The following is a 12,208-nucleotide window of genomic DNA, read 5'->3' as shown; positions in this document are numbered from 1 at the left end:
TCAGTGCTCGGATCCCAACCGTTTGAGGGCGTACTGCAAAAGGGCACCCTCCGCCGCGCCCTCGGGCGCGCCCTTGAGGGCCAGGTCGGCCTCGGCCGACGTGAACCCCATGGACAGCAGCGCCTCGCGTGCGCCCCGCAGCTGCTCGTCGACCTGCGCCGCCGGAGCCGCGACGTCGTCGAACAGCCCCGCAAGACCCTGGTCGAGCGACCCCTTCAACTCCAAGATGATGCGCGAGGCCGTTTTCTTGCCCACGCCGGGGATCTTGGACACGCCGGCCACGTCCTGCGCGGCGATGGCCGACACGAGCGCCTGCGGCGTGAACACCGAGAGCGCCGCCAGCGCCACCTTCGGCCCCACGCCGCTCACGCCGATAAGCCGCTCGAACAGCGCCTTCTCCTCGATCGACAGGAAGCCGTACAACGCGACGGCGTCCTCGCGCACCTGCAGGTACGTGTGCACCTCCACAGGAGCGCCGGCCTCCGGCAGCTTCGCCAGGCTCGCCTGCGACATGCCCACGGCATAGCCCACTCCGTTCACGTCGACGAACGCGGCGGTCGCGGTCTTGCCCGCGAGCCTTCCCTTCAAAAACGCGATCATCGCGCGCCTCCTTGCGTCGCGGCCGCCGCGGCCGCGGCCGCGAAGCCCTCGTGGGTCGTGTAGCAGATGGCGGCCGCGAGCGCGTCGGCCGCATGATCGGGGCTCGGCACCGCCTCGAGCGCCAGCAGCTGGCGCACCATGTACTGCACCTGGTCCTTGTCGGCCGAGCCGGCACCGACCACCGCGAGCTTGATCTGGCTGGGAGAGAATTCTCCCACGTCCAGATCGCCCTCGGCGCACGCCACGAGCGCGGCACCGCGCGCCTGCCCCGTGGCGAAGGCGCTCTGCGTGTTCACGCCGAACCACACCGTCTCGATGCCCACGCAGGTGGGCTCGAAGCGCGCGATGACGGCGGCCATCTGCTCGTGGATCTTGCCCAGCCGACGCGCCAAGGGTGCGGAAGCCGGCGTGGAGATGCAGCCGTAGGCCACGCAGGACAGGCGCGGCCCGCTCTGCGCCACGATGCCCCAGCCCGTGTTCGCCAGGCCCGGGTCGATGCCGAGTATCGTCCGTTCGGTGCGCGCCATCGTCCTCATTTCTTCGCAAACGAATGTTCGCTTGCATAGTACCACAAAACCGCAAAGCCCACGAAAAAGACGCGTCCGAAAGCGCGCCTTCTCTACGTCAGACGCACGCCGCGTCGTCCGCCGCGCCCCGATGCACAAAAAACCGCCGCAAGCTCGGGGCTTGCGGCGGCTTCGTTGATGCTGCGGAACGCACGCGGCGCGTTACTCGTCGAGCGCCTCGGCGATCTCGTCGGTGATGTCCATGGTATGGTAGACGTTCTGCAGGTCCTCGAGCTCCTCCAGCTTGTCCACCAGGCGCATGACCTTCTTCGCGTCGGACACGCTCACCTCGGTGGGCGTGGTGGGGATCATGGTGAGCTCGGCGCCCTTCGTCTCGGTGCCGGCCTCCTCGAGCGCCTTCTTCACGGCCATGAGGTCGGTGGGGCCGGTGTAGACAATCCACTCGTCCTCGGCGTCCTCGTAGTCGTCGCCGCCGGCCTCGGCCACGGCGAGCATGAACTCCTCCTCGTCGGCCGCGGCGCCGTTCGGCTTCACGGGGTTCTTCTTGTCGCCGGTCTCGACCTCCTTGGGCACCATGATCTGGCCCTTGCGCTCGAACTGGAACGCCACGGAGCCCGACGTGCCCAAGCTACCGCCCGCATGCGAGAACGCGCTGCGCACGTCGGCCGCGGTGCGGTTGCGGTTGTCGGTCAGCGCCTCGCAGTACACGGCGATGCCGGCCGGGCCGTAGCCCTCGTACACGACCGTCTCGTAGTTCGCAGCGTCCTTGCCGGAGCCGAACGCCTTGTCGATGGCGGTTTTGATCTTGTCTTTAGGCAGGGAGTAGCCCTTGGCCTTCTCGATGGCGGCCGCGAGCGACGCGTTGTTCTCGGGATTCGGGTCGCCGCCCTCCTTCGCCGCCACCGTGATGATGCGCGACAGCTTGGAGAACAAGGCGGAGCGCTTCGCGTCCTGCGCCGCCTTGCGGTGTTTCGTTGTAGCCCACTTTGAATGCCCAGACATATACGATCCCTTCCAAATACAGCAATACCAACGGTGTATTCTAGCACACCCGTCAAACGCCCCGTTCTCTTTCTCACGGTCTTCAAAAAACGCAGGGGCGCCAAGACGAACGGGCGGGCGGGTGAGATGGGCGGGAGCCCCCGTCGCCACCGCCCGTCCAACCCCGTCGCAGCGCGTATTCGGGCGACGGAGCACAACACCCTCCTATACCCCGCACCTGCCGACGACTCGCCTCGTCATGCGTTGTCGCCCGAAAGCCTCGATTTTCACCTCGAAACCGAGGCTTTCGGGCGACAACGCATGGGCGGAAACGGAAAAACGGCGGCCGGCGGAAACGAGGGGGGGGGCACGCGAACGCTCCCGCATTGGACCGCCTCAGGGGGTAGGCGGCCCAATGCGGGAGCGTCACGGCACAATCGGAACTTTCGGCGGGCGGCGCAACGCGTTTCCCGGATCCGGAAGGGGTTGCACGTCAAAAGTCGCGACAACGCATGTTCCCGACGCCCCCCCCGCAGGGCAAGGGCTCTGCCCTTGCTGGCGACCTGGAGAAACGTTGCCGGTTGGGCGGCAAGGGCAGAGCCCTTGCCCTGCGGGGGCGCCCCGCTCCGTCAACCCTTCCCCGCCCCCTGCGGGGCCCCGGCGCACGGAGCCCCGCACAGGCCGCGCGGGAAGCGGCTAGATGTTCTGCGCGACGCCCTTGGCGTCGTACATCTTCACCAGGGCATAGCAGACCGTCGCCACGAGCTGGGCGCCGCACACCATGTAGGCCAGCGCGCCGAACTCGCCGGAGAACGCGTCGATGAACATGCCGCCCAGCGGGGAACCCAGCATCATGCCCAAATCGACCGCCACGGTGAACATGGCCACCATCGAGGCGCCCGCGCGGGCGTCGGGCACGGCCTGGGGACACAGCGTCCACATGGCCGCGCAGTAGCCCGACTCCACGACCGAGTACACCACCAGCATGATGAGCGCGCCGGGAATGCCGGACACGCGGAACATGAGGAAGAACGCCACGGCCCAGATGAGCGAGTTCACCACCATGAACCGGCGCCGCTTCGTGATGGCGTTCAGGATGAAGCCGAACACAATGCAGCCGATGCACTCGATGAGGTACATGGCACCGGTCATGTTGTTGGCCATGATGGCGTCGGCCGTGCCGGACGCCTGCCAGAACGGCGATATCCAGGCGATGACCGTGGAGTTCGAGATGCCGAACGCGAAGCCGGCCAGGGCCATGATCCAGGCGTTCTTGTACTTGCAGGCGGCGAAGATGCTCACCTTACCGTCGGTCTCGTCGTTGAGGTCGGCGTGGTTCTCGCCCGCAGGCGGCACCTTCACGAACACGGCGTAGATGACGATGGAGATGATGAGCAGCACGATGCCCACGATCCACAGGTTCTTCCACGCGTAGCCGAACGCGTCGCCGAAGGCGTTCGTGATGGGAATGCCGAAGAAGAACGAGGCGCAGATACCCCACATCTGCCACGAGCTCCAGATGCCCATGGGGGCGCCGCGCTTCTCGATGGGGAACCACATGGCTATCGCCGAGGGGGCGATGACGCCGATGAAGCCCAGGCCGAAGCCCTCGATGATGCGGGCGATAATGATGGCCGTGGCGCTGTCGGCGAACACGCCGATGATACCGCCCACGACGGCGAACACGAGCGCCACCAAGCCGCCCACCTTGATGCCCCACTTCTTGATGATAGCCACCGCCGGGAAGGCAAGGAATATGCCCACCAGCGTGAACAGGCTCATGAGCCAGCCCGCCGTGGCGTTGTCGAGCGCCAGGTCGCGGGCGATCGAAGGAGCGGTGGGATCGGGCGAGGCCAAGACGCCGGTTACCTTGTACTGCGCGAAGGCCATCACGATACCGGCCAGGAACACCGAGAGCATGACCACCCAGGCTCCCTTCGGCGTCTTCGCCTTTCCCTTGCTATCTTCTACCATTTCAACCCCTCTCAAGTGAATGGCAGACGCACGCGTCCGCGCGCCGCCGACGCGCGGCGGGCGAAGTCCTTCAGGTGCGGGATACAGCGGCATCTGCCACTTTGATGGATCGCGGCGCGGGCCCGGCTCCCCCCTGGAGCCCGCGCCGCCCTATAAAACTACTTCGGAGCGCCCGGAGCCTTCGGCGCGCCGGGCGCCTGGGGCGCTCCCGGCGCCTTGGGCGCGCCAGGGGCTCCGGATGGAGCGCCCGCGGCGGATATCTCGGGCATGTCCCCCTTGCAATGCGGGCACTTCTTCAGCACCACGCCGCCCATGATGGGCACCTTCTCGCCGCAATGCGGGCATACGGGCACCGATTCCGCCGCTGCTGGTCTGAAACACATACGCACATCCTTTCATGGGCCGGGCCGCAAGCGCGGCGGCCCGGCCCCGTCGAGACCCTTGCCTACCAGGCGAACCCGTTCTCCCCGCGACCGGGCTTGGGCTTCACCTCGTTGCCGAGCTTGATCAACCCGAGGCCGTAGGGCTCGGACTGCCCGGCTTCCTTCTTCGTCAGGCCCACGCTGGCGAGGATGTCCTCGTAGGACTCGCCGCCGGCCAGACGGCCGTTGAAGTACTCGATGCGCTCTTGCATCGACATGTTGAAAATAGCGTCGCGATCCATGTGATACCCCCTTGGTCTGAAGTGGGGCTGCGCCCGGTTTTTCAGGCGCAGCCGGGCAACTGCTAGTGAACCTTGAAGATGGCGACCTTCTCGCCCAGGCCGGCGGCCTTCTTGGCGAGCTCGTCGAGCGGGCCGTAGTCCATGCAGAACGTCAGGCAGTGCTTCACGCACATCGGCTTCTTGCCGGCGTCGAGGCGGCTGGCGCACAGGTCGCAGCGGTCCGTGGGAACGGGAACGTAGTCCCAATCCCAGCCGTCCTCCATCGTGGCGTCGTCCTTCTTCCACGGGCCCTTCTCGAAGACCTTGATGCCGTACTGGTCGGCGGCGAGGCCCTTCTCTTCCTGGCAGGCGACCACGCACGAGCCGCAGTTGTCGCAGTACTTGTAGTCGATCAGAAGACCGTAGTTGCTGTAATCAGCCATCTTTCCCACCCCTTTCTAGTAGATGCGGCCGTGGTTCTCGATGAGAACCGGGGGAACCTGCTGGTAGTTCTCCTCGTTCTGGTCTTCCAAGCTGGCGACCTTGCGGATGTTGGCCATGATGCCCTTCGCCGGGCAGCCGAAGCCGAGGTTGCCGACGTTGAAGTGGGGAACGAGCAGGTTGAAGTTCGCCTTGAACACGCCGTAGAGGTTCGGGGCGTCGCCGTCCTCCTCGGGGAACCACCAGCCGTGCTGGCAGTGGATGGTGCGCTCGTCGATCGTCGGGGTGACGCGGGCGCGCCAGTTGCCCTTGCCGAACATGTTGTACACCTGCACCCAGTCGCCGTTCTGTATGCCGTACTTGGCGGCGGTGACGGGGTTGATCTCGACCTCGGGGTCGGGGTTCAGCGCGCGCAGCTTGGCGATCTGGCGATGCTCGGAGTGGAAGAACGCGGACACGCGGGCGCCGGAGGTGGCCATGAGCGGGTACTCCTCGGCCAGCTCGGGCTTGGACACCTGGGAGTACGTGGGCTCTTCGTAGTACGGCATGGGATCCTCGCCCCAGGCGTCGTAGAGCACCGAGTAGAGCTCGAACTTGCCGGAGACGGTGTTGAAGCCGGGCTCGCCGTCGTTGCGGAGCATGCCCTTCTCGTACTTGCGATAGGTCATCGGCGGGAAGTACACGCCCATTTCCTTGAACTCGTCCCACGTGAACGGCAGCAGCGGCTCGTCGTCGAGCTGCTCTTCCAGCCACTCGGTGACGTCGTTGTACTTGGACCAGTTGGCGTGCGGCGTGACGCGGCGCCCCACCTCGTAGCAGATCTCGAGGTCGGACTTCGTGTCGCCCGTGCTGAACGCCTTGGCCATGCAACCCAGCCACACGTTGTTCGACATGTAGTACGGGATGACGAAACCGTCGTGCTCGGCGAACGTGCTCATGGGGAGGAACAGGTCGGCCAAACCCTCGATGGTGGGGTTCATGTACAAGTCGGAAGCGACCGTGAACTCCATGGGCAGAAGCGCCTTGTACCAGCGCTGGTTCTGGTCGGAGCAGGTGGCGGACACGAAGTTGGAGGAGTTGATCCAGGCCATCTTCGGGGCGTAGGGGATGCCCGTCTCAAGTGTCTCGAGCGTCTCGTCCGGGTGGGTGGACGCCATGGTCGCGGCGAACGCCGGCCACTTGTCCACGCCGATGCGCTTCTCCCAGATCTCGTCGGAGAGGTACTGGCGGGAGTCGGTGCACCAGTGGCCCAGGCGCACGGAGGGATCGCCCACCGTCAGGCCGCCGGGCACGTCGATGTTGCCGGTGATGGCCATGATGGACAGGATGGCGTGGCCGGCCTGCACGCCGTTCTTGTTCTGGTCGATGGCCAGGCCCCACAGGATGCACATGGGGTGCGCGTTGGCCATGACGCGGGCGGCGGTGCGGATCTGGTCGGCGGGAACCCACGTCTGCTTCTCCACGAGCTCCAGGGGGTACTCGTTCACGCGCTCGGCCAGCTCGTCGAAGCCGTAGCACCAGTTATCGACGAAGTCGTGGTCGTAGAGGTCCTCGTTGATGATGACGTTCAGGATGCCGAGCGCCAGCGAGGCGTCGGTGCCGGGCTTCAGCTGCAGGGTCATGTTGCCCTTGCGGGAGCCGAGCCAGGTGACGCGCGGGTCGATGCAGATGATCTTCGTGCCGCGCTTCATCATGTCGATGAGCGAGTGGCCGAAGAAGCCGTCGCCGTTGGACCAAAGGGGCATCTTGCCCCAGCACACGGCCACCTCGGTGAGCTCGTACTCCGGGTTGTCCATGCGGTCGGGGAAGTAACCCGTGTCGATCTCGGGATAGCCGGCGCCCAGGATGTAGTCGGCCACGGAGGAACGCGGGCCGTAACAGGACCAGCCGGACTGCGCGTAGCACAGGTTCGGGGTGTTCAGCACCGAGAAGGCCACCGGGTAGTAGAACATGCACGCCTCGCGGCCGGTGCCGCCGTACACGACGATGGCCTCGCGGCCGTACTTCTGCTCGATGTCGGCGACCTTCTCCTGGATGATCTCGTAGGCTTCGTCCCACGTGATCTGCTCCCAGGCGTCGGACTGGCCGCGCTTCGCGGGGTCGCGCTTCATCGGGTGGATGATGCGCTTGGGGTCGTAGGTGTAGTCTTTCAGGGCCAGGCACCGGGGGCACAGGCGGCCCTGCGTGATCGGGTGGGTCTCGTCGCCCTCCACGTGCACGAGCTTGCCGTCCTTCACGTGCAGCTCGACACCGCATCCAACCGGGTGGTCTCCCGGAGGAGACCAAGCACAGGTCCTGAAGATAGTCGAGCCATCAGGCTGCGGCGTTTGCCACTCATGGTCAAACTGCTTCTCCATCTCACACTCCTCTTCCTCGTCATTCCCTCCATGCGGCTGTCCGCATGCTTTCGACCCTGATCGTCCGGGTCGATTTCGCTCACCATATACTGCGGGGCGCGGTTTACCCATCAAGTAAAAAGTAGTAATTTATCTGGTCATACCTTTGCCTAAAACCGCTGGTATGAGGCGCGGTTCGGCGCTTTCGGCCGGCCGCGTCGAAAGCGCCGCCGCGCTTGTCTTGTAGGGCAAGGGCTCTGCCCTTGCCGTCGACCTGTTGAAACGCTGTTGGTTGAGCGGCAAGGGCCCTGCCCTTGCCCTACAGGAGCGGTCGCTGGGGACGCGACAGGACGGCGCGGCGTATGCGGGCATGAAAAAGAGCCGAAACCCGATGGGGGCCTCGGCTCTTTGCGAGCGGCGCGGGGCATGGCGCCCCGGAAGCGGGAGGGAGCGCGTCGGCTCACCGCAGGGGAACCAGGGGCGGCTTCAGCATGGGATCGGACGTCGCGTGGGCGCGGACCATCTGCTGCTTGCGGTACTTCGCGTCGATCTCGTGCTTGAAGCCCTTGTCCTCCGCCCCGTCCGGGGTTAGGAAGAGCGCGTCGCGGGTGACGAGCTCGGCCACCTTCGCGCGCAGCGCCAGGTCCTTGAACGTGTCGATCTGGCCCGACTGCTCGGCCTCCACCCGGGCCTCGTACGTCCTTTCGGGCGTGGGCTCGCCGAACATGAAGTCGATGTCGCTGTCGTCGAGCTCGATGCCGTAACGGGTGGCCCACGAGGCGAGTGCGATGTCCTGCGCCACGCGGTCGCGGGCGTCCCGGTCGATGCGCTCGGCGAAGGCGACGTCGTCGAGGCCCTGGATGGCCAGGTACGCCGCGCGATCCAGTTCGTACTGCTCGAGGAACCGGTCGAACTCGCGCATCATCTGCTTGACCACCTGGCCCACGACCTCGGCGGGAAGCTCGCCTTTCAGACGCTTGCCGATCTCGTCCATGACCAGGTACTCCACGTTGTTGGCGTATGCGCGGCGGCGCTCCCTGAGCAGCCTGCTCGCGGTCCTCTCGCGAAACTCCTCCACCGTGCTGGAAAGGGCGATGTTCTTGGCCACCCACGCGTCGGTGATCTCGGGCGTGACGAACCGGCGAAGCGCCACTATCTCCATTCGGGACACCAGCTCCACCGTCTCGGGCTCGCCCGCCTCGCCGACGCCGCAGCCGCCGTCGGCCGGCGCCTCCCGCTCCGAGGCCACCTGGGAATAGTCCACGTACGGGAACCGCGCCTCCACCACGTCGCCCACCTCGTGCCCCAGCAGGGCCACCTCGGCCTCCTCGGGCAGCGACCCCACGCCCAGCTGCACGTCCACGTTGTCGTGGGTCAACCCCGGAAACGGGTTCTCCCCCTCCCTGGTCTTGATGTTCATGAGAACCAGGTCGTCGGCCCGCACGGGATGCGGGTCGATGGTGACGTTGGTGGCGTGCCGGGCGGCGATGCGCTCCATCTCCGCCGCAACGTCCTGATCCGACACCGTGAAATCCGGCAGCGTCAGCGCAACCCGATCGTAGGAGCTCAGTTCGTAGTCACCGTACTTTTCCTGAATCATGGCCCTTCCTCTCCTCAACGAAAACGGTCTCAAGTCTTTCGAGCCGGCGCCGACCCTCGCAGGGCCTAGCCCGCCCTTTCGGGATTCTTCGCCAGAACCTGCTTCCTGCAGGGCGCGTCCGCCGCTCCACGCGACCTGTCGCGTCGGCGGCAGGGGTAGGCGCACACGATGCCGCTGTACCGGCACGGCAGAGGGCGCACGGCCTCGCGCACGGCGTCGGCCAGGCTCGCGCCGCAGTGCCGGCAGGAAAAGCGCCGCGCGCCTTCGTCGCCCGACGCGCGTTCCCCTTCCGGCTTCGCAGCCTTCCAATACCCCAGGGCGTACAGGCAGTCGCCACGGGAGAGGATCGTCGCCTTCCCGCACGAGCCGCACACGAAGGCCCTTCTTTCCGCCGGCTTGCACTTGTCGCACATCTGGCTGCAATGCATGCACACGGCACGTCCCCCTTTCTCCATAGCCGAAGGCAACGCCCCTCCCCTTATGCGCCGGCGTTTCCCGGCGATCCGAGCGTCCGCGCGCACCGGGAGCTCGCAGACCCCGACGCGGCCGGAGCCACGGTAACGATCGGGCACCGTTGCGAGGCGGGCCAGCTGCGCGCGGCGGGCCCGCCGGTACAATACCAGCCTGTCCTGTTTGCTTCGATTTTTCTATCGGGCACGAAGGTTGAATGCGCCCGGCGGCAGGCTTCAAACCGCCGAGATTCATACCGCATGCCTTACACGCCCGAGCCTCATTTGCGATAGCTTCTCTTTACATGATTGTTCTTTTATCGGGGGGAGGAAGAACGATGAATGCCGAGGGCAAGGGCGGGAGCGCGACCACCATCGTAGGGGATATCCAGAAAAGGGAAGAGGGGCTGCTGTCGTTTCTCGGCGGCTTCGTCAGCCTGTCGCTGATGATACTGGCGGTTTTCCTCTTGCTGTTCGACTCGTCGCTTTCCGACGGGCGCTTCGCGCTGCTCGGCGTCGAGGTGCCCTACCTGGTCGTGCTTGCGCTGTCGGCCTTCGCCTCGCTGCTGGTGCTGAAGTGGAAGTGCACGTTCTTCATGTCGTCTTGCGGCAAGACGATCATCGTCGTCGCCTCCGTCGTGGGAACCTGCGTCTGCCCCCTGCTCTTCGGGATCGGCGCGACGTGGGCCCTGCCCCTCGTCGCCGTCGGCATCGTGTGCACGAGCTTTCGCTGGTGCCTGCGGATGTGCGAGTTCTCGCATATCCTGCTGGTGTCGCTCATATCGATGGCGTTCGTGTGCGCCATCATAGCCACGGGCCTGTTCTCGATGATGAAGCTGTCGAACCTCGAGGCGACGGCGGTTTCCTCCAGCCTGGCCGTCCTGTCGTGGGTGCTGCTTCGCACCAACAAGACGAGCATCCACGAAGAGCTCATGTCCGTCAGCGGAGCGGAGTCCCGGAAACGGGCGATGACGGCCAGCGCGGACCGATGGACGTACACGACCATCGGCCTGGACTTCGGCTTCGCGCTCGGCCTCGTGTGCACGCAGCGCCACGACCTCATGGAGTACGGCGCGCTGGGAACGCTCGCGCCCGCCGCCCTGTTCGTCGTGCCCGTGGCGCTCGCCGGCTTCGTGCTGCTCGCGTTCCACGAGAAGCGGGACTACGCGCTCGAGCGGTACTCGAAGGACCACCTGGCCCTCACGGTCGCGCTCGGCGCCCTGCCGCTGTTCCCGATGCCCACCGTGGGAAAGTACGCCTGCCTGATGTTCCTGATGCTCGTCGCCTCCGTCCAGATCATCATCGTGATCAACGCGAGCGTCGAGTTCATACGCTTCGAGGAGCTGAACCCCGCCTGGTACATGGGCGAGGAGGCGTTCGTCGGCGGGGGCGTGACGGCGGGCCTGGTTTGCGCCTTCGTCGGCGTTTCGAACGGCTTGGACTCCCCGCTGCTGCTCGCGGCCTGCATACTGGTCGTCCTGTTCAACGTGTTCGCCCAAACGTTCATGAACAAAGGCGCCTACCCGACGTCGGACCTGTTCGACCGCATCCTGTGCATAGAGGACGAGACGCGCCCCGCCGAAGACCGCGAGCCCCTCGCCGCCGCCGACGAGAAACCCTCCGACGAGGGACGCCCGGACCGGCAATCCGGCCCGGTCGGGGAACCGGGCGGCCGCGGGGGCGCGTGGCGCTTCAAAGTCGCCTACGTCTGCAAGAAGTACGACCTGTCCCCCCGGCAGACCGAGATCTTCGAGCTGCTGGCCAAGGGGCGCGACGCCAAGTTCATCGAGGAGACGTTCTGCATCTCCAAGGCCACCACCAAAACGCATATCTACAACATTTACTGCAGGCTGGACATACATTCCAAGCAGGAGCTCATCGACATGGTTGAGTCGGTGTCGCCCGACGAGATACGCTCGGCGGGGGCGCCGCCGCGGAGCAGGGCGACCCTGCTTGACCAGGCGCCGAAAACCGACGGTGGGAACAATGCGCGCGGCGTCGGTGACCCGGCGCGGGCACGTTCGGCCGACGCGATCGGCGAGGCGCAGGTCGCAGATGTCGAAACGGCCACGGAACGCCTACGGTATCGATAAATCGGCGTCGCCTCGAACGCAGCGCCCTACAATCTTGCAAGACGAGAACCTCCAATGGAAGGAGCACCACCGTGAAAGGAAATCCCGAACTCATCGACTCGCTGAACGACCTGCTGGCAAGCGAGCTGGCCGCCATCAACCAGTACATGGTGCACGCGGAAATGGCCGAGGATTGGGGCTACGAGCGCCTGAGCAAGAACTTCAAGACGCGTTCGATCACCGAGATGAAGCATGCGGAGCGCCTCATCGAGCGCATCCTGTTTCTGGAAGGCACGCCTATCGTGTCGAACCTGGACGACATCCATATCGGCTCCACCATCCCCCAGCAGGTGGACAACGACCACGCCTCCGAGCTGACCGCCATCAAGATGTACAACGAGGCCATCGTGCTGGCAGGCAAGGTGCTGGACTACGCCACGCGCGACGTGCTCGAGGGCATCCTGCGCGACGAGGACAAGCACCTCGACGAGCTGGAGGAGCTGCAGGACCAGATCGAGCAGATGACGCTGCCCACGTTCCTCTCCACGCAGAACTAGCGGCAACGCGTCCGCGCGCCCGCAAACG

General features: G+C 65.7%; 12 protein-coding genes. 2 read left to right on the top strand and 10 right to left on the bottom strand.

What is annotated here, in order from left to right; genetic code table 11:
• The 10 genes from ruvA to HCH03_RS14540 all read right to left on the bottom strand — a co-directional run bounded on the left by ruvA (position 1) and on the right by HCH03_RS14540 (position 9,536).
• Entirely contained in the window at positions 1–600 is a 600-nt protein-coding gene (gene ruvA, locus HCH03_RS14585) for a Holliday junction branch migration protein RuvA (protein ID WP_221690077.1), read from the bottom strand.
• The gene (gene ruvC, locus HCH03_RS14580) at positions 597–1,127 is read right to left on the bottom strand and encodes a crossover junction endodeoxyribonuclease RuvC (protein ID WP_080144809.1); all 531 of its coding nucleotides are present in this window, start codon (positions 1,125–1,127) and stop codon (positions 597–599) included. Before ruvC ends, ruvA begins: the two co-directional genes overlap by 4 nt.
• A gap of 201 nt (positions 1,128–1,328) precedes the next feature.
• Complete coding sequence (locus HCH03_RS14575) at positions 1,329–2,129, bottom strand: YebC/PmpR family DNA-binding transcriptional regulator (protein ID WP_221690076.1); 801 nt, start codon at positions 2,127–2,129, stop codon at positions 1,329–1,331.
• A gap of 675 nt (positions 2,130–2,804) precedes the next feature.
• Positions 2,805–4,082: an MFS transporter gene (locus tag HCH03_RS14570; protein WP_185904938.1), complete on the bottom strand. Its 1,278-nt coding sequence runs from the start codon at positions 4,080–4,082 to the stop codon at positions 2,805–2,807.
• Between the two features lie 158 nt (positions 4,083–4,240).
• Complete coding sequence (locus HCH03_RS14565; RefSeq protein ID WP_114600727.1) at positions 4,241–4,465, bottom strand: hypothetical protein; 225 nt, start codon at positions 4,463–4,465, stop codon at positions 4,241–4,243.
• Positions 4,466–4,527: 62 nt separating this feature from the next.
• Positions 4,528–4,746, bottom strand: coding sequence for a hypothetical protein (locus HCH03_RS14560; RefSeq protein WP_080144805.1), 219 nt, complete (start codon positions 4,744–4,746; stop codon positions 4,528–4,530).
• 62 nt (positions 4,747–4,808) lie between these two features.
• The gene (locus HCH03_RS14555) at positions 4,809–5,168 is read right to left on the bottom strand and encodes an oxidoreductase (protein ID WP_080144804.1); all 360 of its coding nucleotides are present in this window, start codon (positions 5,166–5,168) and stop codon (positions 4,809–4,811) included.
• 15 nt (positions 5,169–5,183) lie between these two features.
• Positions 5,184–7,523, bottom strand: a complete 2,340-nt coding sequence (locus HCH03_RS14550; protein ID WP_080144803.1) for a molybdopterin-dependent oxidoreductase — start codon at positions 7,521–7,523, stop codon at positions 5,184–5,186.
• Between the two features lie 439 nt (positions 7,524–7,962).
• Complete coding sequence (locus tag HCH03_RS14545) at positions 7,963–9,102, bottom strand: hypothetical protein (RefSeq protein ID WP_221690075.1); 1,140 nt, start codon at positions 9,100–9,102, stop codon at positions 7,963–7,965.
• A 65-nt stretch (positions 9,103–9,167) separates the two neighbouring features.
• Positions 9,168–9,536 carry a hypothetical protein gene (locus HCH03_RS14540; protein ID WP_221690074.1) on the bottom strand — a complete coding sequence of 123 codons (369 nt, stop codon included), beginning with the start codon at positions 9,534–9,536 and terminating at the stop codon, positions 9,168–9,170.
• Positions 9,537–9,889: 353 nt separating this feature from the next.
• Here HCH03_RS14540 and HCH03_RS14535 point away from each other — a divergent pair, with 353 nt between their 5' ends.
• Positions 9,890–11,644, top strand: a complete 1,755-nt coding sequence (locus HCH03_RS14535; protein ID WP_221690073.1) for a LuxR C-terminal-related transcriptional regulator — start codon at positions 9,890–9,892, stop codon at positions 11,642–11,644.
• Between the two features lie 71 nt (positions 11,645–11,715).
• Entirely contained in the window at positions 11,716–12,180 is a 465-nt protein-coding gene (gene bfr / locus HCH03_RS14530; RefSeq protein WP_080144799.1) for a bacterioferritin, read from the top strand.
• Positions 12,181–12,208: the final 28 nt, after the last annotated feature.

The sequence above is a fragment of the Gordonibacter massiliensis (ex Traore et al. 2017) genome, from assembly GCF_019731765.1.
Taxonomy (GTDB): Bacteria; Actinomycetota; Coriobacteriia; order Coriobacteriales; family Eggerthellaceae; genus Gordonibacter; species Gordonibacter massiliensis.
Note: the sequence above shows the minus strand (reverse complement) of the source record. Positions and strands in the feature narration are given on the sequence as shown.

Coding starts and splice junctions, on each gene's coding strand:
- HCH03_RS14550 (WP_080144803.1), bottom strand. CDS start 7,523: ATGGAGAAGCAGTTTGACCATGAGTGGCAAACGCCGCAGCCTGATGGC.
- HCH03_RS14565 (WP_114600727.1), bottom strand. CDS start 4,465: ATGTGTTTCAGACCAGCAGCGGCGGAATCGGTGCCCGTATGCCCGCAT.
- HCH03_RS14570 (WP_185904938.1), bottom strand. CDS start 4,082: ATGGTAGAAGATAGCAAGGGAAAGGCGAAGACGCCGAAGGGAGCCTGG.
- ruvC (WP_080144809.1), bottom strand. CDS start 1,127: ATGGCGCGCACCGAACGGACGATACTCGGCATCGACCCGGGCCTGGCG.
- HCH03_RS14575 (WP_221690076.1), bottom strand. CDS start 2,129: ATGTCTGGGCATTCAAAGTGGGCTACAACGAAACACCGCAAGGCGGCG.
- HCH03_RS14560 (WP_080144805.1), bottom strand. CDS start 4,746: ATGGATCGCGACGCTATTTTCAACATGTCGATGCAAGAGCGCATCGAG.
- HCH03_RS14555 (WP_080144804.1), bottom strand. CDS start 5,168: ATGGCTGATTACAGCAACTACGGTCTTCTGATCGACTACAAGTACTGC.
- HCH03_RS14535 (WP_221690073.1), top strand. CDS start 9,890: ATGAATGCCGAGGGCAAGGGCGGGAGCGCGACCACCATCGTAGGGGAT.
- HCH03_RS14545 (WP_221690075.1), bottom strand. CDS start 9,102: ATGATTCAGGAAAAGTACGGTGACTACGAACTGAGCTCCTACGATCGG.
- ruvA (WP_221690077.1), bottom strand. CDS start 600: ATGATCGCGTTTTTGAAGGGAAGGCTCGCGGGCAAGACCGCGACCGCC.